Here is a 24,065-nt window from a genome sequence, read left to right as displayed (position 1 = left end):
GATGTTATATTATTTATTCCACTATTTAGAAAATAATTTTGATGTTCCTGGAGCTGGGTTGTTTCAGTATATAACTTTTCGTTCGGCTCTTGCTTTTATTTTATCGTTACTTATTTCAACAGTTTTTGGTAAAAGAATTATCAACTTTTTAAGAAGACAACAAGTAGGTGAAACTGTAAGAGAACTTGGTTTAGATGGTCAAAAAGAAAAAGCAGGAACACCAACAATGGGTGGAATTATCATCATTTTAGCAACTTTAATTCCTGTTTTATTATTAGCAAAATTAGATAATATATATGTGATTCTTTTGATAGTAACTACACTTTGGATGGGAACTATTGGATTTATTGATGATTATATCAAAATATTCAAAAAAGATAAACAAGGTTTAAAAGGAATTTTTAAAGTAATTGGTCAAGTTGGTTTAGGTCTAATAGTAGGAAGTGTTCTTTATTTCAATGAAGGTGTAACCGTTAGAAAAGATACTTCTGAAACTAGAATAACAGCTTCAAACACAGCCTTAAAATCTATGTTGGAAGAAAAATCAACAGCAACTACAATTCCTTTCTTCAAAAACAACGAGTTTGATTATGCTGAAGTATTGAGTTTCATGGGTGATGGATATGAAAATTGGGCTTGGATAATTTTTATTCCAATTGTAATTTTTATTATCACAGCGGTTTCAAATGGAGCAAATCTTACGGATGGAATAGATGGTTTAGCAGCAGGAACTTCAGCTATATCTGTCTTGGCACTTGGAATTTTCACATTCGTTTCGGGTAATATTATTTTGTCAGATTACCTCAATATAATGTATATCCCAAATTCTGGTGAAATGACGGTTTATATTGCTTCATTTATTGGAGCATTAATCGGATTTCTTTGGTATAATTCTTATCCGGCTTCAGTATTTATGGGTGATACAGGCAGTTTAACTATCGGTGGGATTATAGCAGTTCTAGCTATTTCTGTTCGAAAAGAATTGTTGCTTCCCGTTTTGTGTGCCATCTTTTTTGCTGAAAATTTATCAGTGATTATACAAGTTAGTTATTTCAAATACACTAAAAAACGATTTGGTGAAGGAAGAAGAGTTTTCCTAATGTCTCCATTGCATCATCATTATCAGAAAAAAGGATATCACGAAAGTAAAATCGTAACTCGTTTTTGGATTGTTGCCATTATGCTTTCCATTTTAGCAATTGTAACCTTAAAACTAAGATAGTATGAAAAGACTAGTAATACTTGGTGGAGGAGAAAGTGGTGTAGGAACTGCAATTCTTGGTAAGAAAAAAGGATATGATGTTTTTGTGTCTGATTTTGGAAAAATAAAAAGTAATTACATAGAAGTTCTTGGATTAAATAAAATTGAATGGGAGGATGAAAAACATACAGAAGATTTAATTCTGAATGCTGATTTGGTAATGAAAAGTCCAGGTATTCCAGATAAAGCTCCAATTGTTAAAAAGCTTTTAGAAAAAGGAATTCCAGTGATTTCAGAAATAGAGTTTGCTTACCAATATACAAATGCAATCACTATTGGAATTACAGGTAGCAATGGAAAAACAACAACAACTTTGTTAACGCATCATTTGTTAAAACAAGGTGGTTTAAATGTAGGTTTAGCTGGAAATATTGGAAAAAGCTTTGCATGGCAAGTGGCAGAAGATAAAGTTGATGTATATGTGTTGGAGTTGAGTAGTTTTCAATTAGATGGAATTGTAACTTTTAAACCACACATAGCTGTTATTACAAACATAAGTCCTGATCATTTAGATAGATATAATTACGATTATGGATTATACATAGAATCAAAGTTTAGAATAACAATGAATCAAACTGAAGAAGATTATTTAATATATGATAATGAAGATGAAGCCATTTCATTTTGGTTAAAAAACAATAAAACAAAAGCCAAAAAATTACCTTTTTCATTGACAAAAAAGCTTGAAGAAGGAAGTTATTTAGAAGACAAAACAATAATTAATATCACAAACAACAAACAAATCAATATGCCAACAACAAATTTATCACTAGACGGAATGCACAATGTGAAGAACGCAATGGCTGCAACTACGGTAGCACAGCTGATGAACATTAGAAAACAAACAATCAGAGAGAGTTTGTCAAATTTCCAAGGAGTAGAACATCGTTTAGAAAAAGTATTGAAAATTGAAAACGTTCAGTACATCAACGATTCAAAAGCTACAAACGTTAATGCCACCTTTTTTGCCCTAGAAAGTATGGAAACACCAACAATATGGATTGTCGGTGGAGTTGATAAAGGTAACGACTACACAGAGTTGATGCCTTTAGTAAATGAAAAAGTGAAAGCCATCATTTGTCTTGGAGTTGATAACAAAAAAATCATCGATTCTTTCAACAATATTGTTGATGTTATGGTTGAAACATCTTCAATGGAGCAGGCCGTAAAAGTAGCTCAAAAAATTGCAGAAAAAGGTGAAACAGTTTTGCTATCACCAGCTTGTGCAAGTTTTGATTTATTTGAAAATTATGAAGACAGAGGAAACAAATTTAAAAGTGCAGTAAGAGGTTTATAATGAATAATTTTATTAATAACTTAAAAGGAGACAAAGGAATTTGGGCATTAGTATTTTTACTAGCACTTATTTCGTTTATGCCTGTATATAGTGCAAGTACAAATCTTGTCTATGTAATAGGTAAAGGCTCTACTTTGGGTTATTTAGTAAAACATTTAGGTCACTTATTTCTTGGATTCTGTATTATTTATTTTGTGCATAAAATGCCTTATCATTACACGAAGGCTTTGTCATTGTTGTTGATGCCTTTAGTAGTGGTTTTGTTGATTTACACTATGTTTCAAGGCACAACTATTGGTGGAGCTAATGCAAGTCGTTGGATAAGTATTCCATTCATTGGAGTAAGTTTTCAAACATCATCATTAGCTTTTATAGTGTTGATGGTTTATGTAGCAAAGTATTTAGCTAAAATAAAAGAAAAAGAATTCACTTTCAAATCATCATTGATAGAATTGTGGATGCCTGTTTTTTTAGTGCTAATTTTAATTTTACCAGCTAATTTTTCAACTACAGCATTAATATTTGCTATGGTTTGTATGTTGGTTTTCATAGGGCAATATCCCATTAAATATCTAGCAACAATTATTGGAGCAGGAATTGTGATGTTGACTTTATTTATTTTAATGGCAAAAGCGTTTCCAGATGCAATGCCAAATCGTGTTAAAACTTGGGAAAGTCGTATCGAGCGATTTTCAAGTGATAAAACAGATGAAGATAATTACCAAATCGATAAAGCAAAAATTGCAATTGCTTCAGGAAGAATTTACGGACTTGGTCCAGGAAAAAGTGTTCAAAAAAACTTTTTACCACAATCTTCTTCTGATTTTATTTATGCAATTATTGTTGAAGAATATGGACTTATAGGTGGACTCGGCATATTGTTCGTCTATATGTTATTATTCTTCAGATTTATTGTTTGTGCACACAAAGCTTCTTCATTTTATGGAAAATTATTAATCATTGGTTTAGGTTTTCCAATAATTTTTCAGGCTTTAATTAATATGGGAGTTGCGGTCGAACTTTTACCAGTAACAGGGCAGACTTTACCTTTGATAAGTAGTGGTGGAACTTCCATTTGGATGACTTGTGCTGCTATTGGTGTTATTTTAAGTGTAAGTAAAAAAGACGAAGAAGTAGCAGCAGATATGCAAGAAGCTGAAAAAAGAAATGAAGCCTTACAACGAATCATAGATAAAGAAATCCAACTCGAAGAGGAAAGAGAAGAACAAGAAGATAAAGAGTTAAAAGAGGAATCAGATAAAAATCCATTGGAACCCGTATTAAATCAATAAAAATGACAACTAAAAAATTCATAATCAGTGGTGGAGGAACAGGAGGACACATCTATCCTGCAATCGCTATTGCTAATGAATTAAAAAATAAATTTCCTGATGCTGAGTTCCTTTTCGTAGGAGCAAAAGATAAAATGGAAATGCAAAAAGTACCTCAAGCAGGTTACAAAATTAAAGGGCTTTGGATTGCTGGTTTACAAAGAAAATTGACCTTAAAAAACGCATTATTTCCATTTAAGTTATTGTCTAGTTTATGGAATTCTTGGATGATTTTAAGAAAATTTAAACCTGATGTAGTTATTGGAACTGGTGGTTTTGCTTCTGGAGCTGTACTCAAAGTGGCAAATTTTTTAAAAATTCCAACAGTAGTTCAAGAGCAAAATTCATATCCTGGAATAACCAATAAGTTATTAGCCAAAAAAGCTAGTTCAATTTGTGTGGCTTATGAAAATTTAGAGCGTTTCTTTCCAAAAGATAAAATCAAATTAACAGGAAATCCAGTTCGTCAAGATTTAATAGGTGTTGAAACTAAAAGAGAAGAAGCGATAGCTCATTACAATCTTGATGAATCAAAAAAAACAGTCTTGATTTTAGGAGGAAGTTTAGGAGCAAGAAGAATCAATCAATTAATATCAAAAGAGCTCGATTTTTTTCTAGAAAACAATATTCAAGTTATTTGGCAATGTGGAAAGTTATATCACGAACAATATCAAAGTCAAAGCTCAGCAAATGTTCAAGTTGTCTCTTTTATAGATAGAATGGACTTAGTTTATGCAGCTGCAGATTTTGTAATTTCTCGTTCTGGTGCTTCCTCAGTTTCGGAATTATGTATTATTGGCAAACCAACTATTTTTATTCCTTCTCCAAACGTAGCTGAAGATCATCAAACCAAAAACGCGAAAGCTATTTGCGATAAAAACGGAGCAATTTTAATTAGAGAATCTGAATTAGATAATGAATTTGAAACGATTTTTAAGGATTTGATTTCAAACGAAGAAAAGCAAAAAGAATTAAGTCAAAACATAAAAAAGTTAGCCTTACCAAACGCTACAAAGGATATAGTTGATGAGATAGTAAAACTGTTAAATCGTTGAATTGTTTAACTGATAGTTCAAGATACGATTACACAATTCAACAAATAAACGATTAAACAAAAATGAACTTAAACCAAATACATAACATCTATTTCATAGGAATCGGAGGCATCGGAATGAGTGCTTTGGCTCGCTATTTCAAAAATATTGGAAAAAATGTTAGTGGTTATGATAAAACTGAAACACAGTTAACAAAAGAATTGCAACAAGAAGGAATCCAAGTTCATTTTGAAGATAATATCAATTTAATTCCAAAAGACTTTTATGTGGAAAATACCTTGGTTGTAATTACACCAGCTGTTCCTGTTTTATTAGCTGAATGGAATTATTTTATCGAAAGAAAATTTATAATTAAAAAACGAGCAGAAGTTCTTGGGCTAATTACAAAAGACACTTTTTGTTTCGCGGTTGCTGGAACACATGGAAAAACTACTACTTCTAGTATCTTGGCTCATATTTTATTGGATAGTGGTTTAGATGTAACCTCTTTTTTAGGTGGAATTGTAGAAAACTATAATTCAAACCTTGTTGGAAATGGAAAAACAATAACGGTTGTTGAAGCGGATGAATTTGATCGTTCATTTTTACATCTTCATCCAAATATTGCTTGCATAACCTCAATGGATGCTGATCATTTAGATATTTATGGTGATGCTAATGCAATTGAAGAAAGTTTTAGAGAATTTGCGGATAAAGTCGAAGATAAATCTAAGTTATTTTACGCAAATGGTTTGGTTCTTGATGGAGTTTCTGTAGGGGTAAATGATGATGCCAAAATAACAGCTCAAAATATTAAAATCGAAAAAGGTTATTATGTTTTTGATGCAAAATTTGGAAATGAATTAATAGAAAATATTCAATTTGGATTACCTGGACACCATAATTTGTCAAATGCACTTATGGCTTTGTCAATGGCAAAAACTTATGGTGTTGAAAATGATAAAATTAAAAATGCTTTAGCTTCTTTCAAAGGAATTAGAAGAAGATTTTCTTTCCAAATTAGAGAAGAAAAACTAACATATATTGATGATTATGCACATCATCCAACAGAAATAAATGCAGTACATCAAGCAGTTACTGAGTTGTTTCCCAATAAAAAAGTGTGTGCTGTTTTTCAACCACATTTATTCAGTAGAACCAAAGATTTTGCCGATGATTTTGCCAAAAGTTTATCCAAGTTTGATGAAGTTTTGTTACTAGAAATTTATCCAGCACGAGAATTGCCAATGGAAGGTGTAAATTCAACTTGGTTATTGGGTAAAGTGGAGAATAAAAATAAAAAATTAATAAGTAAAGAAGAATTATTTACCGAAATTAAAGCCTCTGATGCAACAGTTTTTGTAACAATTGGAGCAGGTGATTTAGGTGAAATGGTTCCACAAATAAAAAAGACATTAAGTGAAAAAGTTGAATTGGAATAATATACGTTTAGTACTTGTTATTGTGCTAATGATTTTCCTGTATTCTTTCTCTGGAATCAAAAACCAAGAGCGAAAAATACAGAAGATAAGTATAGCTTTTAATGAGGATGATTTTCCCTTTTTGAACGAAACAATGGTTAATAACTTGTTAATACAAAATTTTCAAGGGTCTTCCAAAGTAAAAAAAGAAAGGGTAGATTTGAAGAAGCTAGAAAATTTGTTGGATACCAATAAATACGTAGATAATTCTGAAGTTTTTTGTACAATTGATGGGATACTAAATGCTAAGATCAAACAAAAAAAGCCAATTATTAGAGTTATAAATGAAAATGGCTCTTATTATTTAGATAGTAAGGGAGATAAAGTTCCTTTGTCGGAAAACTTTACACCAAGGGTTCCTGTTTATTTTGGAATAGTGAATGAAAATGAATTGAAAGAGCTTGTTAGCATTTTTGATTTCATCGATAAAGACGAAATGTTAAAACAAAACATCGTCGACATAAAAAAAACTCAAAAAGGGAATATTATTTTCTCTGTCAGAGATTATGATTATAAAGTGATTTTTGGAACAGATGCCAATATGGAAACCAAATTCAAGAATTACAAAGCGTTTTTACAACACGCAACAAAAGATACATTGATTAAGAATTATAAGACAGTCAATTTGATTTTTACAGAACAGGTAATTTGTGCTAAATAATTTGGGTATGGGAAAAGATAACATAGCAGTAGGATTAGACATCGGAACAACAAAAATTGTTGCCATGATTGGTCGTCAAAACGAATACGGTAAACTAGAAATTCTTGGAATAGGGAAATCTAAAAGTTTGGGTGTACATCGTGGTGTGGTAAATAATATCACACAAACTATACAGTCTATCCAACAAGCTGTTCAAGAAGCAGAAGCAAACTCAGATTATAAAATCAATGATGTTGTAGTCGGGATTGCAGGTCAACATATTCGCAGTATTCAACATAGCGATTATATCAGTAGACCAAACGCAGAAGAAGTAATTGGTGATGCAGATATCGATCAGTTAATTGGTCAAGTACATAAATTGGCAATGCTACCTGGAGAAGAAATTATCCACGTTTTGCCACAAGAATTCAGAATTGACGGTCAAGCCGAAATAAAAGAACCCGTTGGAATGTATGGTTCAAGAGTTGAGTCTAGTTTTCACGTAGTAGTTGGGCAAGCTGCTTCAATTAGAAACGTAGGAAGATGTATTAAAAGCGCAGGTTTAGACTTATCAGGTTTAACATTAGAACCATTGGCTTCAGCTGATGCAGTTTTAAGTCAAGAAGAAAAAGAAGCTGGTGTTGCTTTGATAGATATAGGTGGTGGAACAACAGATTTAGCCATTTTTAAAGATGGAATCATTCGTCACACAGCTGTAATTCCTTTCGGAGGAAATGTGATTACAGAAGATATCAAAGAAGGATGTTCAATCATCGAAAAACAAGCAGAATTATTAAAAGTAAAATTTGGTTCAGCTTGGCCAGGAGAAAATAAAGACAACGAAATTGTTTCTATTCCTGGATTAAGAGGTCGTGAACCAAAAGAAATTTCGTTGAAAAACTTATCAAAAATTATTCATGCGAGAGTAGTGGAAATTATTGAGCAAGTGTATGCTGAAATTAAAGAATACGGTCACGAAGACAACAAGAAAAAACTAATTGCTGGGATAGTGTTAACTGGTGGAGGTTCTCAACTAAAACACATCAAGCAATTGGTAGAATATATAACCGGAATGGACACAAGAATTGGATATCCAAACGAGCATTTAGCTGGAGATTCTGACGAAGAAATTTCAAGTCCATTATATGCAACTGCTGTTGGTTTAGTAATGAATAGTATTAGAAATAATACAAAAAGTGCTACACCATTAGTGGAAATGAAAAAAGAAGAAGTTGTAAAACAACCAGAAATGATTGTCGAAGAAGAAATTGTAGACACAGAAATGGTTGCACAAAACAACGAAACCGAGAGTACCCAAGATCAAGTAAAAAGATCATTCTTTGATAAGTATATTGAAAAAATCAAAGAATTTTTAGACAATGCAGAATAATTAAAAAACCAAAAATATGATGAACGACTCAGAATTTGGAAATATTTCTTTTGATTTACCTAAAAATCAATCAAACGTAATAAAAGTAATCGGTGTTGGTGGCGGTGGAAGCAACGCAATCAATCACATGTTTAAGCAAGGAATTAAAGGTGTAGACTTTATTATCTGTAACACAGATTCTCAAGCACTTGCTAATAGTCCTGTGCCAAATAAAATACAATTAGGTGTAAACCTAACAGAAGGTCTTGGTGCTGGAGCAAATCCAGAAGTAGGGCAACAATCTGCTATTGAAAGTGTTGATGAAATCGAAAAAATGTTAGATACTAACACAAAAATGATTTTCATCACAGCTGGTATGGGTGGAGGAACTGGAACAGGTGCTGCACCAGTTATCGCTCAATTGGCTAAAGAAAGAGATATTCTTACAGTTGGAATTGTAACTATTCCTTTCCAATTTGAAGGGAAAGTTCGTCAAGAACAAGCTTTACAAGGAGTAGAGCGATTACGTAAACAAGTGGATTCGCTTATCGTAATCAACAATAATAAATTAAGAGAAGTATATGGTAATTTAGGATTCAAAGCAGGTTTCTCAAAAGCAGATGAAGTTTTAGCAACTGCTTCAAGAGGAATTGCTGAAGTAATTACACATCACTATACACAAAATATTGACCTTAAAGATGCTAAGACAGTTCTTTCTAATAGTGGTACAGCTATTATGGGTTCTGCGGTAGCTTCTGGAGATGATAGAGCAAAAATTGCTATTAAAAGTGCATTGGATTCACCATTGTTAAATGATAACAAAATTACAGGTGCTAAAAATGTATTGTTGTTAATTGTTTCTGGTTCTCAAGAGATTACTATTGACGAAATTGGAGAAATCAATGATTTCATTCAAACAGAAGCAGGTTTCAATGCGAATATTATTATGGGAGTTGGTGAAGATGAGTCGTTAGAAGAGTCAGTTTCTGTAACAATTATCGCAACAGGTTTCAATGCAGAACAGCAACATGAAATTGTAAATACTGAGCCAAATAAAATTGTTCATTCTTTAGAAGACGAACAAAAAGTTGTTAAAAGCCTAATTGATAAAGCAAATTTTAATATTGAAGTTGAAGCAGAAGAGGTAAATCCTATACAAGCTGAGTCAACTTCATCATTTACGGCACAAGAAGAAGCTACAGTTTCTGAAGAAAAAGAAGAAAAAATTGTTTTTTCATTAGAAGAAGCAACGGAAGAATTTAATACAATAGTAGCACAAGAAAATGAGTTGATTGAAACAACTGAAGCATTGAAAAATATCAATGTTACTTTTGAAATCATTGCACCTCAAGTTAAAGAAGAACCTGTTTTTGAAATTACTTCTTCTCCAAAACCAATCAGAGAAATCGAAGTGATTGAGCCAGAATTTGTAGTAGCTAAAGAAGACGATTTGCTATTCTCTTTAGATATGTTTGAAACTAAATCTGAAGAGAAAAAAGAAAATCAAATTATTTTCAACCTTACAGATGAGGCTAAAGATATAGTAGTGAATGAGCACGTTGAATTTATTCCAGTTACTGAAGTAGAGAAAAACGGAATCATCAAACATTCTTTAGAAGAATATTTAGAAAAAGAAAATGAATTATTGGCAGCAAAACCTGCACAAGTTTCAGAGCCAATTAATCCAGAGCTTGATATTAAGATAAATACTGTTGAAGCAAGTGAAACATCTGAACCAATGGCTAATTTGGAACACAAAGATTTAACAGAATTAACTATAGAAGAAACTTTGCGTTTACGTTCAGAAGAACGCAAGCGTAAAATGAAAGAATTCAATTATAAGTTTAATACCAATTCTCGTATCGACGAAATAGAGAGACAACCAGCTTACAAAAGAATGGGAGTTGATTTAGAGTCACCAGAATTAAACAGTAATAAGTCTAGAATGTCTCTAGGAACTGATAGTAATGACGATCCCCAATTGCGTTCTAACAATTCCTTTTTGCATGACAATGTAGACTAATTTCCATAAACTTAACCTCAAAAACCCGTATCGTTTTCAATAACAATACGGGTTTTTTAATTATCTTTGCCCAACTTTAAAACACAGATTTTAAGACAACATAAATTAGATTATAAACAATAAATATAAAAAAATGAGTTTATCTACAAAAATTATGGACAGTATGAAAGAAGCTATGAAAGCTAAAGATACTGTTGCATTAGAAGCATTAAGAGCTGTAAAATCAGAAATATTATTAGCACAAACTTCAGGTTCAGCAGAAGGCTTATCAGAAGAAGATGAAATTAAGATTTTACAAAAATTAGTAAAACAGCGCAAAGACAGTGCAAATATCTTTGAAGAGCAAGGAAGAAAAGACTTAGCTGAACCAGAATTAGCACAAGTAGCAGTAATTGAAAAGTTTTTACCAGCACAAATGACAGAAGCAGAAGTTGAAGCAGCTGTAGCTAAAATAATTGCAGAAGGTAATTTCTCAGGAATGGCATCAATGGGTCAAGTAATGGGAATTGCTTCAAAACAATTAGGTGGAAACTCAGACGGAAAAACAATTTCAACTGTAGTTAAAAAGTTATTGGTGTAATTTAGAATATAGACAATAGAACCAAGAAAATAGATAGAGTCTTTTATCTTTTCTCTTTGTTCTATTTTCTTAAAAAAAGGCTTCGTAGTTCAACTGGATAGAATATCAGATTTCGGCTCTGAGGGTTGCAGGTTCGAACCCTGCCGAGGTCACAATTAATTAAAATTAATCAATTGCCGTTGGCTTCCGTCAACGGTTTTTTTATAGAAACAAATTGGCTTTAGCCAAAAATTAATTCAATTCTATTTCTGCCCAAATAGGAATATGATCAGAAACTTCACTAGCTATTTCTAGAGTTTCAAAATCTTTATAAAAATGAATTACACCAGATTTAGAAACTTTTATTTTTGAAGATTTATACCAAATATTATCAAATTCAGAAGCCAAACATACTTGTTTTTTGCATTCTTTTTTTAAAGTTGTTTTTTGGTTTTCAAAAACAGAAACATAGCCCATTTTCTTTAAAGGATTGAAAACAGTATGAGATTGCGGACAATTGAAATCTCCAATAAATAGTAGATTCAACAAAGGATATTCTAAAGGTAAAAATTTGAAGTATTTGATTTCTGTTTCAGGTTGTTTGCTTTTAGTTATAGCATGAAAATTAACTAAAGTTATGGGTTTTTCATTATAATTAAACGTACAATAATAGGGTTCTCGGTCAATTTCTAAACTGTATTTTTTTTCTAACCAAGCTTCACCTATTTTTTTGACTGAACTGGTTTTCCATAAAAAAGCATAGCGTTCTTTTTTGTAACTGCTTCCAGAAGTAGGTTGACTAACTACATAATCCCATTTTGAACCTTTTCTGTTGAGTTCTGCGGCTAATTTTGCTACAGCTTGTGAACCACCATAACCAGCCACAACTTCTTGTAAAGCCACAACATCATAGTCTTTTAAAGTGTTTGCAATGTAAGTTATTGTAGAATCTGATTTTGATTTGCCTAGGTTTTCTACATTCCAAGAAATAATTTTTAGTTGAGAAAATGCAGCAACATAAACAACCAGAAAAAGGAAACAAAATATTTTCTTCATCATGCTAAAATACTATCAATCTTCCCAACCACAAAGTGTAAGACCAAGATTTTGAGCATTAGATTTTGATTTCTTTACTATTTTGTGTTTACATGCATTTAAACCTCTACAGGTTTTAGAATAATGATACTTTTTAGCATCTTTTGAATCGCAAATGTAAACATCACTATAAAAACTGTTTATGTTTATGGTGAGTAGAAATAGTATTGTTATTATTGCTTTCATATTATTCTACGGTTAATTCATAATAAATTCCGTTTTCGTCTGTACCTTTTAGTTTGCCATAATCATACCACTCCACTTCAATGTCATATTCATTTCCATATTTATCTTCAATTTTTCCAGCACCGTATTTGTCTTCAATGTTGATGTTGCCCGTTACTTCATTTCCGTCTTCATCTTGACCTATGATGTCATAGTTGTATTCGTAGTTTCCTGAGTAGCCTGTTCTGTATTCGTATTCATACTCTTTGTTGGTATGAAATGTTTTGGCTTCTTCTGGTGTGATGGTTTCTATGTCATCGGGTGTGATTTTTTCAACAGTTTCTGTTTCTTGATAAAAAGAATTGGTTTCTTCTGAATTTGATGACGTTTCTTTGCAGGAGAAGAAAAATAAGAATAAAAAAAATAAATAGATTTTCATGTTTTATAATTCATTTATTTCTTTTTCAATCAACTTGTATCGATCTTTAATATCTTCACCCATATAAAAATCAAGTAAATCTTTTTTGGTTAATGTACCTTGACTTAAAAAACGTTTTAGATATTCTTGATTGAATTCCATTAAAAGCATTGATTTATCTAATTGCTTTAAAATACTTTTATTATTTTCAATATTATTCAAAACTAAAGACTTCACAGAAAGCACCTCATTAATGTCTTTGATAATTCTGTTTATAATCATTGTTAAAACATGCTTGTCAAATTCTATTTCTTTAGTATTTGTTGCAATATCACGTGCTAACATATACGCAATGGCAAGATTTGAATAATCTCCTTTTTGAGAATTGATGATTGCCACAAAACCGACTTCTGGAATGTAACCCACATTGTCAAAGTTTTTAAGAATGGAATTATCCACCAATGAAATATCAAAAACAATGATACTGACTTTTGAATCTCTGTTAGCTTGTGCTTCTATCAATTGACTCCAAGCTGTATCTGTTTTGCGAGTAAAGATTTCTTTGTTTTCAATTTCGCCAAAGCGGATGCTTTTATCAAACTTACATTCAATAGCAATCTTTAAATCTGGTGAGCCATTTACCTCACAAATAATATCTCCTGTTTTATTTTTTGGAAGATTTCCTGCTGTATTTCCAGTTAAGAAAGCTTTGTCTTTTAATCTTCTTTCAGAAAAATAGTTGTTTAAGAAATCAGCAATTTCATCTTCGGCTAATGTTCCTTTGATGGTTGATTTGTAAAACAACTCTTTTTTCATTTCGAAAATCATTTTTAGACTTTCTAATTCAGTGCCTAACCCATTATTAGTTTTGGCTAAAAAAGCAGAAATTCTATCTTCCATTAATGCCAAAACACCAATGTAAATGGCACGAAGTAATTTTTCGTCTCTTTCGATGGCAGGCAAATTATCAAAGTAGTTGAAAACAATTTGATTTTCGATTTCAAATTCTTTAATTTCTATACGTTTGAGTTGTTGGTTGATTTTTATTGTTGACATTAGTTATGATATTGCATTATTTAGAGCTTTAAAATGATTCTCGTCTTTTGTTTTTATATATTCTATAAGTGTCGAGCAGGCAATTGGTAAGTCGGCAATTAATTCATTTTGTTTACCAATATTGTCAATATTATTATAATGACTAAAATAATTAAGTGGTTTCAAAATCCTTTTTGAAATTAGTTTACCAAAAACTATGTTTGCTCTATCATCAACTTCTTCTTTACTAGGATATTTAGCAAGAGTATACATTTCTACAAATCTTCTCAATACATTTGGCATTAGTAGAAGTTTATCCGAATCACTTTTATTTGCATCATTGTTAAATGATGTAATTACACTAAATAAATAATGATACTCTGATTTAAAATCGTCAAAAATTGTTGGTATTTTAGTTATTGTTGATGAAGTACCCTTTCTTTCAATAAAATATCTAGACTCTTTACATTTTTTTTCATCCTTAACATAGAAATACCCATCACCTTTAGGTAATTCTTTCATCAAATTCATGAATTCAAAATTATGTGTTGATATAAACAATTGTTTACAATTCATTTTCCACATAATTTGTTTTGGGTTTGAAGGATTAGGAATTTGACTAAAAAACGTTTCCTTAATTAAGGAGTTTATTTGAAAAATGTGATTACCATCTAGGCTTGATATCGGATCATCAACAAATACTATATAATTTTTAAACTTGTCAGATAAGTTTAATGCTTGAATGGAAACTAAAAAATGAGAAAAAGCAATTGCTGTTTTTTCTCCTTCACTTAAATTTGAAGCATTTTCTTTACCTCTAAGAAGTAAGAATTTTTTAGATATTGCCTCAAACTTTATTTCAATGTCATCTCGATTTAAAAAGCTTTGAATAAAATAAGTATATTGTAGTGCACCTTCTGCATCACTAACTTTTTTTGATTCATTGATTTGAATTTGCTTTTCTAAATCAGATACTAAAGCATTTAGCTTTTCTATTTGTACGCTTGCTAAATTGTATTTTTTTTCTTTGTCAAAATATTTTTCTCTCTTTAAAAAGGATGCAATTAAGTGATTTTTGTATATGTTTCTTTCATTATCTATGCGATGTTTAAAGCCTTTGGAAAAATTGTTATTTTCAAGAATAACATTGTTTAATTGATTTACTTTAGTGATGATTTGATTAATATTGAATTCCTTAATTTCGTCAACCTTTACATGTAGAGATTTATTTAATTTAAAATCTAATTTTGTAATAAGTGTTTTTAAGTGCTTTTTATATAAACTCAAAGCTTTATCAAGCTCTTTTTTTAAATGTTTATATTCGTCGATGTAACCTAAATTTAAATCATTACTACTTGAAGGAAAATTTATTTGTTTTAAATTGTTTTCCTCATCAAGAAGTTGACTCTTCAAATTATTAATATTTTCTTTAAGTCTGGAAGCTTCACTGTTGAAGAATTCACTTAAATATTCAATTCTTGCTGGTTTAACATCATTATCACAAAACAAACATCTCGTTTTTTTTGTATGTAGCTCTTCTCCTTTTTTGACCCAACTATATATTTCCGAACTACTATCTAATATTTTATCTAATTGCTTTTTATCTGGAACTTTTATCATTAAATCATTTACTGATTTAATGATTTTTTCATAGTTATCTACAAAAGAAATTTCGTTTAAGACATCTCTTGGTTCTTTTGATAAAACAATTGTTTTTAATTGTGCTAACTTCTTTTTATCTGTAATAATAAAATCAGCTAATTTTTCTTTTACTTTAGATATGATAGGTTTTAAGTTTGCTTTCGTAAAATCAATTTCACTTCCAAAGTGATCAATTTTTATTTCTTTTGCGAAGTGAGTAAACTTGCCAGATGTCGGCCTATCATAAATTTCAAAATCATCAATAGTTTTTAGGTATTTTTCTTTCTTACCTAATATGGTTTCTGTACCATTTATTAAATCAATTTTATTTTTAAGTTCAATAATTTTCTCTTCGAATTTGGCATTATCTCCAACTTCAAATAAAATTGTTTTTGATTCGGAAATATCATCTTTATGAATACTGAAATTAAGATTGTCTTTTATATAATCAGAGTTAAAGACTAGAATTTCAAAAGGAAAGTTTTCTAAAGTATTTGAATCAAAATCTCCATCAGATGTATTTACTTTAAAAAAACTTTTGTCATAACTATTGTGTGTTTTTTTGTCCCGCAAAGAACTGAAAATTCGAGATAAAGTCGTCTTCCCTGAATAGTTCCAACCATAGAATAAATTCTTATGATTAAAGTCTTTTAATCCACTAGCAGAATTCCAAGAAAAGTTCTTGTATATCCCAAAATCTTTGATTTGTTCTATTTTTTCAATCATATTTAAATTTTACATAGCTATTAATATAACTATTCAACCCTGAACCGCTTCTTGCTAAAGACTTCATGTTTTCAACATGATTACTTCCTGCTTTACCATTGTAACTATATCTGTAAGTTTAACCTGAAGAAAATTGGACTCTAATATAGTCATTTCCAATTTCAAAACCATAAACACCAGAACTTCCGCTTGAATTTCTATATCTTTCCATTACCTAATTTTCTTAGCTTCATAATTGTCTTTTATATATGCAATGAAGTATTTTCCATGTGAATCTGCATTCATTAGTTCTTCATACATATAATAAGGAACATCTAAATATTGATAAATTCCACCACTTAAAAATTCAATTTCTAAAATTTCAGTTGTTTCATCATAGCCGATAGAGGCAATATTTGATGATTTTACTGTTTCTCTTTCCATTTTATTTGGTTTTTAATTCTTCAATTTTATTTTTTGCTTCCTCAAAAGTTTTTTCAATTGTCTCAATATTTTCGATGTATATTGTGTTATCGGAACCGTATTTTTCTAACTTCATATACCAAGTAGCTTTACCTTTACTTACATAATAACCTATTTTGAATCCATCAACTGTGGTAAATTTATTTTCAAGGTATTCGGGATTAGATGCTATGTCTTTTTCTATTTCAGATTTTAAAGGACTAAGTGCTTTTATTATTTCTAATAAATCTGAATATTCAATAGATGCCACAGCATTACTATACTTGCCTTTCTTTTCAATTTGAAAAAAATAACTAACTAATGTTCCAGATTTTATTTTTCTGATTCTAGTTTCAGTTAATCCGTCATAAAGTGATTTAATACCTGTGATTTTGTAATCAGTAAATTTTATAATGCTTCCAGTTTTCGAATAAAATGCATCTATTTTGGTTTTTTCTTTCTCAGCCTCTTTATTTGTGTCTTGAGAAAAAACAATTGATGTTACTAAGAACAGCATAATTGTAATGTAATTTTTCATTTTATCGTTTTTAGTTTTTACAACCATTTTTATCACAGGTTATTTTTTGATTACTAGCTTCCCAATGGTCAGGATGTTCGGTTGTGTCAAATCCGCAACCGGTTTTATTACCTTTAATTCCTTTATGAATTTCTCCTGTTGGTTTGTGTTTTACTGCCATAATTATTGATTTAAATTCTTATTTAATGTATCTTCTATTTTTTTAGATAGAAAAACGTTGCCAAATATTCCATAGCCGATTGATTTTTTTTCTCCTTTAAAAGTGATTTTTGTTATTGAAAAAATCACATAATTTTCCCTTGTCACTGCCTTTTCAATTATTTGATTTATTAATGTTTCACCCAACAAACTTCCTAGAGCAGCAAAGTTATTTTCTGAATCTATTTTGTTTTCATCTAATGATTTTTGATAATAGTTTGTAAATGTTTCCTTTATTTTTTCTTTATGTTCAGTTTGACTTGGGTTTGTGAATATTGCAACTAATAAAACTAACACTACAGCAATAATACCTATTTGGTTATTTTTCATGATTTTATTTGTTTTAAATTAACATTGTTTTTGTGCGTAAATATTAATACTTCCAAGTATCCATTTGCGATTTTATATATTGTACATAAAACTTATCGGGACTATTATCTTTAAATACTTTAACTGGATTTGCTCCTCTTTGATCACAAAACTGGTCTTTTTGCGTAGTCATAATTTCGTTTTCTGATAAATTAGTTATTTCAGAAACATAGAAATCATTCTTAACTTTAATTTTAGTTTCTTTTTCTCCAATTTTATAACAAATACTATTATAAAATTTTAATGGTGAAGCACTTTCTGTAAAGGATTTGCTGCTTGTCTGTTTTGAAGAAGGGAATCTTAACATATTACAATCTCTAAAGATTGTTTCGTTTATGATGAACTCAGAAATTGATTTAGATGCTTTTGGTGGAACTGCAACAACTTTAGATTCAAATACTTCTGTTCCGTTCGTAGAATTGTTGATTAATGATTTTGACGCATAATTGCTTATTTGTAAAAAACCTATTTTGCCATAACTTACACTAGAAGTTTGTTGACTTGTTGAGGAATTTGAACTTACAAAAACTCTGTTTTGGAAATAATCATAAGCATTTCCATTTATTACATAGAAACTTTCATCTAATAATAAATATATTGTTTCGTCTGTTTTGTTGAAAAAACTGAAACCAGCATTTCCATTGTTTTGCCATAAATTATAGCTTATTGTACAATTATTGTCTTCAAATACAATACTGTTTGTATTTGTTTTTTTTACCGTTTGAGATTCAGTTTTATAAACTTGAAAATAGGTTTTAGTTGTGTTACATGAAATAAGTAAGAGTCCAAATAAGAAGAATGAAATTTTTTTCATTTTTAAATTGTTTTTAAATTATGTTTCAAACTTATAACCATTAAAAATCAATTCCTTACGGGAAACCGTAAAGCCGTTAAATATTTTAATTGGAGTAAAAAAAAAGACCTAACTGTTTTTTTATAACTAGTTAGGTCTTGGTATGAAAAATAGGATTTTAACTAAACTAAACCCATGTCTTTGGCAATGGCTATTAAGTGAACCGTATTGTTAGCTTTAAAATAAATTTTTAATTTATTGATGCGTTTTTCTATGGTGCTTTTACTGTTGGGTACTATGCCCAATTGTTTAAATTTAATTTCCATTTCTTCTTGTGATGTGCCAATGGATAATTGTTTTATTAATTCTAAATCATAGTTGTCTATTTCGTTGATTGTTTTGTCTTGTAATACAAAAGCTATGTTTGGAGAAATATATTTTTCCTCTGAATTGAAAACAGTTTCAATAGCTTTCTTAAGTTCAGGAATACTATCTCTTCCTTTCATTACAAAACCATTAATGTGTTGCTTTTCAAAAAGGGATTTAATACGATAGGGTTTATCCTCAATTGAGAAAACGACTATTTTAATGTTGGGTTGCAATGCTCTTATGGCTTCAATAAGACCCTCACCTGATTTTAATTTGTCTTTTCTATAGTCTTCTTTAAAAGATAAATCGGTTACTAATAAATCAAAAGGTTCTTGGTCTTGTATGGCTTTTTTGACTTTTAATAAGGCATCGTCACAATATTTAGAGTTGTGTAATTGTATTATTTTTAATTGAGTGAGTGCTTCGTGAACTGCAATGTTGATGCTATCTAAATCTTCAGCTATAATTACTTTTGAAAACATAAGCGTGCTATTTTGGAAATTCAATATTAATTTTTAATCCTTTGTTTGTTTCAGAGTCAAAAGTAATGCTTCCGTTTATGGCATGAATACGGTTTTCCACATTCTGAAGTCCGTTTTTAATTATTTTTTCTTTTTCAAATCCTTTTCCATTGTCTGAATATTTGATTTTTATGGTTTTTTCTAAGGTTTCAAAGTTTATTAAAACCAAATTGGCCTGACTGTGTTTTTTCATATTGACTAATAGTTCGGTCAAAATACGATGGACTTCAATCTGTTTGGTAACTTTTACTTTTTCCCAATCTATGAGTGAACTTCCTTTAACAATTATATTGGTTTGTTTGGAGTTATAACTCATTAATAATTGATTTAAAGAATTTCTAAAGTCTTTTCCGGTTTTCACTTCGCTGTTTTGCTTGGAGATGCTTCTTGCTTTGTTATAAATGGAATCCAAGTCTTGTAATACATTTTCTTTGTTTTTGGAAGGTTGTAAGTCTTGGGTTTCAATAAAAGTCATGGTATTGAAGACGTCGTTTGCTAATTCATCATGTAATCTTTTAGAGATTCGAGTTTCGGTGTCGTATGCAGATTTTTGGAGTTTTCTTTTATTTTTAGAGCGAATTAGAAAAAAGACTAGAATGGTGATGGCTCCAAAACCCAAGAATAGGTAGGTTATTTGGTCTTTCTGAATTTTTAGTTTTTCGCTTTTTTCTATGGCAATCTTGGAATCGTATTTAATTTTAGAAAATTGATTTTTGGCTGTTTGTCTGGCTTTGTTTAAACTGTCATTTATTGTTGAGTAATGCTCAAAATTTTTAAAAACTTCTTTGTTGATAGGGTTTTTTATTAATAAATCAAGTGCTTCTAATTTGTCATCAGCACTGTTTACTATTGTTGCAGATTTTAAAGCTTTTTTGGCAAACTCTTGAGATAAACTAGGATTGTCTTTTAAATTAAAGTTTGATAAATGTATTAAAGAAGCAATTTTTTCAAAATCGTCGTCTAAACTATCTCTAATTTTATAGGACTCTTGTAATAACGATTTAGCTTTTAATGAGTTTCCATTTTTAAAGTAAGCATAACCTAAATTGTCTATTATTTTAGCATATTCTTTTTTAGCATGAACTAAGGTGTCATATTTTAGTAACGAAGTAAGTGTTTGAATAGCTTTTTTGTATTCTTTTTGTTCTAATTGAATAACAGCAATGTTATTTTGGATAATTAATTTTTCTAATTCTGAAGAACTATATTTTGAGGCTAAATCATAATTTTCAATAGCAGCATTAAAATCGTGCTTTTCTTCATAAGCAATGCCAAGAAAATTGTATAAATGTGAGTTATACTTAGTTTCATTACTTAAAGCTAATGCCTTTGTAACCTCTTCTTCTAAACCATTAAAATCTGATTGTATGTTGTAGATATAAGATAAAAATAAGGAGACATAAATTTGTTCTTCAACTGGTTTTGATGTGCCAATTGTTTGTGCTTTGTTAAAATAGACATAAGAACTGTCATAATTTCCATTTATGTATGATGTATGTCCTTTTAGTTTTAATTCTTGAAATTCATCGGATTCATAATTATTCATTCTTTCTTGATTGCAAGAAAAACATAGTATTAATAACAAAAAAATCGGGAAATGTTTCATGTAATTTGTCATTTCCCGAAATTAGTAAAAAATAATAATATTTAACCTAAAATAAATTATGGTGTTGGTGGTGTTGGAGGAGGTGGAGGTAATGTTCCATTTTGTCCACCAGTATCACCTTCACCCGTTGCATACTTTGTTGGTGTCTCTTCGGTTACACTTTCGGCTGTGCAAGATGTACTTGCTATTGACATAAAAACGATTGCCATTAAAACATATATTTTTTTCATGATTTTAAAAATTAAAAATTAGACATAGGCATGGCTGTTTGAGATTTTCTCAAAGGGTTGTTAAGGCAGTCATGCTGTTAAAAAATGTTTTGGGAAGTGAAGCGGCTAAATCAGAGAAGTCAAATTATACTTCCCGAATAAAAATTCTACTCTGCTTAGCGTCACTTTTTTAGAAGTAGTTTTGTACATTTGTTCTTATCGCGAAATAGAACAAGAACTAATTCTGAGGCAAAGGAATGTGGTTTTTGTTATGATGTTTGTAAGGAATTCCTAAGATTCCTAGTTTTCCTAATAGTTCCTAAAAATTCCGAATATGTACCGAAGAAAAGACACATTAGTTAATTATAAAAAAGCAATTAAGGATAAATTCAAAGCTGAACAAAAAGGAATTTATGCTAGTTTTTTATTGAATCCTTCAAGGGCTTTATTGAGAGATCTTTGTGTGCAACGTTTAAAAAATAATCCTTCAAAAGAGGATTTAAAAACTTTTTCTCTTTTTTTTGGGTTTGAATTTGAAGTTACTTCTTTGAATAAATTAAAAGTTCAAACAGATAAATTTAGACCTATTGAAACTTTTTTAAAAGGAGAGACAGATTTATCTAATAAAGAAGGAATAAACCTTGCTGCAATTTTAGTTGATTATGAACCAAGACCTTATTTGAAATTTGAAAAATCAAACATAGAAGTTGAACCTGATGATTTAAACGAAACTGAAGAAATAAAACCTGATAAAGATAAAATTGATACTACTGATTTGATAGATAAACCAAATATAGGTTTGAAAAAGAAGATTGGAATAGGAGTGTTGTCGGTTTTAACTTTATTCTCTGTTGGATATACCACAAAGGAAATTGTTTTTCCAACAAAAGAATGCATGCAATGGCAAAAAGACCATTATGAATTGGTGGATTGTGATATAAAAGGCTTAATGAGTTTTAGCGAAACTATTCCGATAGATGCACATCAATTGCAATTAAAAAAAATTAAGGTGGATACAAATACTATTTTCTTTAGAGGTAATGAACCCGTTATTTTTTATTGTAAAGTGAATGGTGAACTTCAATATTTTAATCAACTTGGCAATCATCCAGAAACAGGAAAAGCCTTGAAGCCTATATCTCATTACATTATTAATAAATACATTAAGAATATTGAAGATTAATTTTCTCTAAATCTTTTTTAACATTTAATTAAATCCACTTAAAATTGTTAAATTAAAAAATTGATGTAATTTTGTCCCCAAATTGATTAAGACTTTAATGAAATACTTCTTTTCGTTATATATAATGCTATTGAGTTTAAGTGGTAATTTGTATGCAAATGCAAATCATCAGGCAATAACTCATACATTACATGAGGTGCTTAGTCAAATAGATTGCAATGATTCTGATACTTATCAAGAAGAGCATTTTTTTGTTGCAACTTTTATCCAAGCTACTTTAGAAAAAGAAAATGAATTGGTTTTTTCTTCAGATAATGAAGTTGCTGAAGATGAAAAATTACTTTCTATAAAAAAAGACCTTACTAATAGCTCTTATTTTAGTACAGTTCTTTATGCAGAACAATTAGGCTGTTTGTGTAACAACGTGAAGAAACGTATAATACACGGTAGTTTGTTTGTTCCTTTTCCAACTACTAAATTAAATGTCTTATTGGGTGTCTACTTAATTTGATACCTTTTTCCTTTTAGTCACTTTTAATTCTTGTATTTAGTAAGCAATTAAAAATGACTTCTATCCTGTAGTATACTACTATTTTGGATGTTGTTGTGCGTTTTTATTTTTCGCACATCCTTATTAATCAAAAAAAACATACCGTTTTAAATCAGAATTACCATGAAAAAAGTTCTCATGCTTATGAGTGTTTGTGCCTTGTTTTTGAATACAAGCTGTCACAAAGAAGAAAAAGAAAAAGAAGAGAAAACAGAATTTTTAGCCACAAATCCTATTGTGAAAGATACTGTTGTTACTAAAGATTATGTGTCGCAAATTCAATCAATTCGTCACATTGAATTAAGAGCCTTGGAAAAAGGATATCTTCAAAAAATTTATGTAGATGAAGGTCAATTTGTTAAACAAGGTCAAGTCTTATTTCAAATTATGCCTAATCTATATGAGGCAGAAATGCAAAGAGCTAAAGCTGAAGCTGATTTTGCTCAAATAGAATATAAAAACACCAAACGTCTAGCTGATAGCGATGTTGTTGCTCCAAATGAATTGGCAATGGCAAAAGCTAAATTAGACAAAGCGAATGCAGAATTGTCATTGGCTAAAGTGCATTTGCAATTTACTCAAATTAAAGCTCCATTTGATGGATACATAGATCGTTTCCAAGTGAAGTTAGGAAGTTTAGTTGACGAAGGTGAGTTGCTTACGAATCTATCTGATAACAGTAAAATGTGGGTGTATTATAATGTTCCCGAAGCTGAATATTTAGATTTTAAAGCTAAAGAAACAGATAATAGTAAAACAAAAGTTAACCTTTTGATGGCTAATAATAAATATTTCGAATACCCAGGTATTGTTGAAACTATTGAAGCTGATTTTAATAATGAAACAGGAAATATTTCGTTCAGAGCAACTTTTCCTAATCCTAAAGCTTTACTAAGACACGGTGAAACAGGAAACATTCATGTTACAATTCCTTTCAAGAATGCTATGTTGATTCCTCAAAAAGCAACTTTTGAAGTTTTGGATAAAAAATATGTTTATGTTATTGACAAAAACAATGAAATTAAGTCTAGAGAAATTGTTCTTGCAGCAGAATTGGAGCACCTTTTTATTGTAAAAAGTGGTCTAAAAGAAACAGATAAAATTCTTTTAGAAGGATTACGTCTTGTAAAAGAAAATGAAAAAGTGAACTATAAGTTAGAAAAACCTGAATCTGTTTTATCACATTTAGAGCTTTACGCAGAATAATTGAATC

Annotated in this window: 25 protein-coding genes and 1 tRNA gene; 13 read left to right on the top strand and 13 right to left on the bottom strand. The window is 30.0% G+C overall.

Translation table 11 applies throughout. The features are described from left to right. Position 1: 1 nt before the first annotated feature. The 10 genes from mraY to ACFO3U_RS03455 all read left to right on the top strand — a co-directional run bounded on the left by mraY (position 2) and on the right by ACFO3U_RS03455 (position 11,168). Entirely contained in the window at positions 2-1,222 is a 1,221-nt protein-coding gene (mraY, locus tag ACFO3U_RS03500) for a phospho-N-acetylmuramoyl-pentapeptide-transferase (protein ID WP_379738346.1), read from the top strand. A 1-nt stretch (position 1,223) separates the two neighbouring features. Further along, on the top strand, positions 1,224-2,558 hold the full coding sequence (murD, locus tag ACFO3U_RS03495; protein WP_379738345.1) for a UDP-N-acetylmuramoyl-L-alanine--D-glutamate ligase: 1,335 nt from the start codon (positions 1,224-1,226) through the stop codon (positions 2,556-2,558). After that, positions 2,558-3,850 (top strand): FtsW/RodA/SpoVE family cell cycle protein, encoded by a 1,293-nt coding sequence (locus ACFO3U_RS03490; protein WP_379738344.1) that lies wholly within the window; start codon positions 2,558-2,560, stop codon positions 3,848-3,850. Before murD ends, ACFO3U_RS03490 begins: the two co-directional genes overlap by 1 nt. Before the next feature lie 2 nt (positions 3,851-3,852). Continuing rightward, positions 3,853-4,944: an undecaprenyldiphospho-muramoylpentapeptide beta-N-acetylglucosaminyltransferase gene (murG, locus tag ACFO3U_RS03485; protein WP_379738343.1), complete on the top strand. Its 1,092-nt coding sequence runs from the start codon at positions 3,853-3,855 to the stop codon at positions 4,942-4,944. A 62-nt stretch (positions 4,945-5,006) separates the two neighbouring features. Continuing rightward, positions 5,007-6,365 (top strand): UDP-N-acetylmuramate--L-alanine ligase, encoded by a 1,359-nt coding sequence (gene murC, locus ACFO3U_RS03480; protein ID WP_379738342.1) that lies wholly within the window; start codon positions 5,007-5,009, stop codon positions 6,363-6,365. Then, complete coding sequence (locus tag ACFO3U_RS03475) at positions 6,343-7,065, top strand: cell division protein FtsQ/DivIB (protein ID WP_379738341.1); 723 nt, start codon at positions 6,343-6,345, stop codon at positions 7,063-7,065. Before murC ends, ACFO3U_RS03475 begins: the two co-directional genes overlap by 23 nt. A gap of 7 nt (positions 7,066-7,072) precedes the next feature. Beyond that, positions 7,073-8,434: a cell division protein FtsA gene (gene ftsA, locus ACFO3U_RS03470; RefSeq protein WP_379738340.1), complete on the top strand. Its 1,362-nt coding sequence runs from the start codon at positions 7,073-7,075 to the stop codon at positions 8,432-8,434. 16 nt (positions 8,435-8,450) lie between these two features. Beyond that, positions 8,451-10,436 (top strand): cell division protein FtsZ, encoded by a 1,986-nt coding sequence (gene ftsZ / locus ACFO3U_RS03465; RefSeq protein ID WP_379738339.1) that lies wholly within the window; start codon positions 8,451-8,453, stop codon positions 10,434-10,436. Positions 10,437-10,569: 133 nt separating this feature from the next. Further along, positions 10,570-11,016 carry a GatB/YqeY domain-containing protein gene (locus ACFO3U_RS03460; protein ID WP_379738338.1) on the top strand — a complete coding sequence of 149 codons (447 nt, stop codon included), beginning with the start codon at positions 10,570-10,572 and terminating at the stop codon, positions 11,014-11,016. A 78-nt stretch (positions 11,017-11,094) separates the two neighbouring features. Further along, positions 11,095-11,168: transfer RNA gene (locus ACFO3U_RS03455), tRNA-Arg, on the top strand. A 79-nt stretch (positions 11,169-11,247) separates the two neighbouring features. On the opposite strand, the gene ACFO3U_RS03450 is transcribed toward ACFO3U_RS03455, so the two are convergent. From ACFO3U_RS03450 to ACFO3U_RS03390, 13 genes are all read right to left on the bottom strand, one after another. Further along, positions 11,248-12,051 carry an endonuclease/exonuclease/phosphatase family protein gene (locus ACFO3U_RS03450; protein WP_379738554.1) on the bottom strand — a complete coding sequence of 268 codons (804 nt, stop codon included), beginning with the start codon at positions 12,049-12,051 and terminating at the stop codon, positions 11,248-11,250. A gap of 15 nt (positions 12,052-12,066) precedes the next feature. Then, positions 12,067-12,276 (bottom strand): hypothetical protein, encoded by a 210-nt coding sequence (locus ACFO3U_RS03445; protein WP_379738337.1) that lies wholly within the window; start codon positions 12,274-12,276, stop codon positions 12,067-12,069. A 1-nt stretch (position 12,277) separates the two neighbouring features. After that, on the bottom strand, positions 12,278-12,694 hold the full coding sequence (locus tag ACFO3U_RS03440; protein ID WP_379738336.1) for a hypothetical protein: 417 nt from the start codon (positions 12,692-12,694) through the stop codon (positions 12,278-12,280). 3 nt (positions 12,695-12,697) lie between these two features. Next, on the bottom strand, positions 12,698-13,729 hold the full coding sequence (locus ACFO3U_RS03435; protein ID WP_379738335.1) for a hypothetical protein: 1,032 nt from the start codon (positions 13,727-13,729) through the stop codon (positions 12,698-12,700). Positions 13,730-13,732: 3 nt separating this feature from the next. Continuing rightward, a complete protein-coding gene (locus tag ACFO3U_RS03430; RefSeq protein WP_379738334.1) occupies positions 13,733-16,075 on the bottom strand; it encodes an AAA family ATPase in 2,343 nt (780 codons plus the stop codon). 210 nt (positions 16,076-16,285) lie between these two features. Continuing rightward, entirely contained in the window at positions 16,286-16,498 is a 213-nt protein-coding gene (locus tag ACFO3U_RS03425; RefSeq protein WP_379738333.1) for a KTSC domain-containing protein, read from the bottom strand. A 1-nt stretch (position 16,499) separates the two neighbouring features. Then, the gene (locus ACFO3U_RS03420) at positions 16,500-17,054 is read right to left on the bottom strand and encodes a hypothetical protein (RefSeq protein ID WP_379738332.1); all 555 of its coding nucleotides are present in this window, start codon (positions 17,052-17,054) and stop codon (positions 16,500-16,502) included. Between the two features lie 10 nt (positions 17,055-17,064). Beyond that, entirely contained in the window at positions 17,065-17,214 is a 150-nt protein-coding gene (locus ACFO3U_RS03415) for a hypothetical protein (protein ID WP_379738331.1), read from the bottom strand. Positions 17,215-17,216: 2 nt separating this feature from the next. Continuing rightward, positions 17,217-17,582: a DUF4359 domain-containing protein gene (locus tag ACFO3U_RS03410; RefSeq protein WP_379738330.1), complete on the bottom strand. Its 366-nt coding sequence runs from the start codon at positions 17,580-17,582 to the stop codon at positions 17,217-17,219. A gap of 43 nt (positions 17,583-17,625) precedes the next feature. Further along, a complete protein-coding gene (locus ACFO3U_RS03405; RefSeq protein ID WP_379738329.1) occupies positions 17,626-18,435 on the bottom strand; it encodes a hypothetical protein in 810 nt (269 codons plus the stop codon). Positions 18,436-18,596: 161 nt separating this feature from the next. Beyond that, positions 18,597-19,265, bottom strand: coding sequence for a response regulator (locus ACFO3U_RS03400; protein ID WP_379738328.1), 669 nt, complete (start codon positions 19,263-19,265; stop codon positions 18,597-18,599). A 7-nt stretch (positions 19,266-19,272) separates the two neighbouring features. Continuing rightward, positions 19,273-20,850 (bottom strand): tetratricopeptide repeat-containing sensor histidine kinase, encoded by a 1,578-nt coding sequence (locus ACFO3U_RS03395; protein WP_379738327.1) that lies wholly within the window; start codon positions 20,848-20,850, stop codon positions 19,273-19,275. Positions 20,851-20,966: 116 nt separating this feature from the next. After that, positions 20,967-21,140 carry a hypothetical protein gene (locus ACFO3U_RS03390; RefSeq protein WP_379738326.1) on the bottom strand — a complete coding sequence of 58 codons (174 nt, stop codon included), beginning with the start codon at positions 21,138-21,140 and terminating at the stop codon, positions 20,967-20,969. A gap of 313 nt (positions 21,141-21,453) precedes the next feature. On the opposite strand from ACFO3U_RS03390, the gene ACFO3U_RS03385 reads away from it, so the two are divergent. The 3 genes from ACFO3U_RS03385 (at position 21,454) to ACFO3U_RS03375 (ending at position 24,058) form a co-directional block, all read left to right on the top strand. Continuing rightward, on the top strand, positions 21,454-22,302 hold the full coding sequence (locus ACFO3U_RS03385) for a hypothetical protein (protein ID WP_379738325.1): 849 nt from the start codon (positions 21,454-21,456) through the stop codon (positions 22,300-22,302). Between the two features lie 97 nt (positions 22,303-22,399). Beyond that, positions 22,400-22,813 carry a hypothetical protein gene (locus ACFO3U_RS03380; RefSeq protein ID WP_379738324.1) on the top strand — a complete coding sequence of 138 codons (414 nt, stop codon included), beginning with the start codon at positions 22,400-22,402 and terminating at the stop codon, positions 22,811-22,813. Between the two features lie 162 nt (positions 22,814-22,975). Further along, positions 22,976-24,058: an efflux RND transporter periplasmic adaptor subunit gene (locus tag ACFO3U_RS03375; RefSeq protein ID WP_379738323.1), complete on the top strand. Its 1,083-nt coding sequence runs from the start codon at positions 22,976-22,978 to the stop codon at positions 24,056-24,058. The last annotated feature ends 7 nt before the right edge of the window (positions 24,059-24,065 follow it).

Source organism: Flavobacterium ponti (assembly GCF_042652765.1).
Classification (GTDB): domain Bacteria; phylum Bacteroidota; class Bacteroidia; order Flavobacteriales; family Flavobacteriaceae; genus Flavobacterium; species Flavobacterium ponti.
Note: the sequence above shows the minus strand (reverse complement) of the source record. Positions and strands in the feature narration are given on the sequence as shown.

Excerpts from the sequence above, each read along its gene's own strand:
- ACFO3U_RS03440 (WP_379738336.1), bottom strand. The coding sequence starts at position 12,694 with ATGAAAATCTATTTATTTTTTTTATTCTTATTTTTCTTCTCCTGCAAA.
- ACFO3U_RS03390 (WP_379738326.1), bottom strand. The coding sequence starts at position 21,140 with ATGAAAAAAATATATGTTTTAATGGCAATCGTTTTTATGTCAATAGCA.
- ACFO3U_RS03430 (WP_379738334.1), bottom strand. The coding sequence starts at position 16,075 with ATGATTGAAAAAATAGAACAAATCAAAGATTTTGGGATATACAAGAAC.
- ACFO3U_RS03490 (WP_379738344.1), top strand. The coding sequence starts at position 2,558 with ATGAATAATTTTATTAATAACTTAAAAGGAGACAAAGGAATTTGGGCA.
- ACFO3U_RS03405 (WP_379738329.1), bottom strand. The coding sequence starts at position 18,435 with ATGAAAAAAATTTCATTCTTCTTATTTGGACTCTTACTTATTTCATGT.
- murG (WP_379738343.1), top strand. The coding sequence starts at position 3,853 with ATGACAACTAAAAAATTCATAATCAGTGGTGGAGGAACAGGAGGACAC.
- murC (WP_379738342.1), top strand. The coding sequence starts at position 5,007 with ATGAACTTAAACCAAATACATAACATCTATTTCATAGGAATCGGAGGC.
- ACFO3U_RS03410 (WP_379738330.1), bottom strand. The coding sequence starts at position 17,582 with ATGAAAAATAACCAAATAGGTATTATTGCTGTAGTGTTAGTTTTATTA.
- ACFO3U_RS03375 (WP_379738323.1), top strand. The coding sequence starts at position 22,976 with ATGAAAAAAGTTCTCATGCTTATGAGTGTTTGTGCCTTGTTTTTGAAT.
- ACFO3U_RS03450 (WP_379738554.1), bottom strand. The coding sequence starts at position 12,051 with ATGAAGAAAATATTTTGTTTCCTTTTTCTGGTTGTTTATGTTGCTGCA.
- ACFO3U_RS03435 (WP_379738335.1), bottom strand. The coding sequence starts at position 13,729 with ATGTCAACAATAAAAATCAACCAACAACTCAAACGTATAGAAATTAAA.
- ACFO3U_RS03380 (WP_379738324.1), top strand. The coding sequence starts at position 22,400 with ATGAAATACTTCTTTTCGTTATATATAATGCTATTGAGTTTAAGTGGT.
- ftsA (WP_379738340.1), top strand. The coding sequence starts at position 7,073 with ATGGGAAAAGATAACATAGCAGTAGGATTAGACATCGGAACAACAAAA.
- mraY (WP_379738346.1), top strand. The coding sequence starts at position 2 with ATGTTATATTATTTATTCCACTATTTAGAAAATAATTTTGATGTTCCT.
- ACFO3U_RS03445 (WP_379738337.1), bottom strand. The coding sequence starts at position 12,276 with ATGAAAGCAATAATAACAATACTATTTCTACTCACCATAAACATAAAC.
- ACFO3U_RS03420 (WP_379738332.1), bottom strand. The coding sequence starts at position 17,054 with ATGAAAAATTACATTACAATTATGCTGTTCTTAGTAACATCAATTGTT.
- murD (WP_379738345.1), top strand. The coding sequence starts at position 1,224 with ATGAAAAGACTAGTAATACTTGGTGGAGGAGAAAGTGGTGTAGGAACT.
- ACFO3U_RS03460 (WP_379738338.1), top strand. The coding sequence starts at position 10,570 with ATGAGTTTATCTACAAAAATTATGGACAGTATGAAAGAAGCTATGAAA.
- ACFO3U_RS03400 (WP_379738328.1), bottom strand. The coding sequence starts at position 19,265 with ATGTTTTCAAAAGTAATTATAGCTGAAGATTTAGATAGCATCAACATT.
- ACFO3U_RS03415 (WP_379738331.1), bottom strand. The coding sequence starts at position 17,214 with ATGGCAGTAAAACACAAACCAACAGGAGAAATTCATAAAGGAATTAAA.
- ftsZ (WP_379738339.1), top strand. The coding sequence starts at position 8,451 with ATGATGAACGACTCAGAATTTGGAAATATTTCTTTTGATTTACCTAAA.
- ACFO3U_RS03425 (WP_379738333.1), bottom strand. The coding sequence starts at position 16,498 with ATGGAAAGAGAAACAGTAAAATCATCAAATATTGCCTCTATCGGCTAT.
- ACFO3U_RS03385 (WP_379738325.1), top strand. The coding sequence starts at position 21,454 with ATGTACCGAAGAAAAGACACATTAGTTAATTATAAAAAAGCAATTAAG.
- ACFO3U_RS03395 (WP_379738327.1), bottom strand. The coding sequence starts at position 20,850 with ATGAATAATTATGAATCCGATGAATTTCAAGAATTAAAACTAAAAGGA.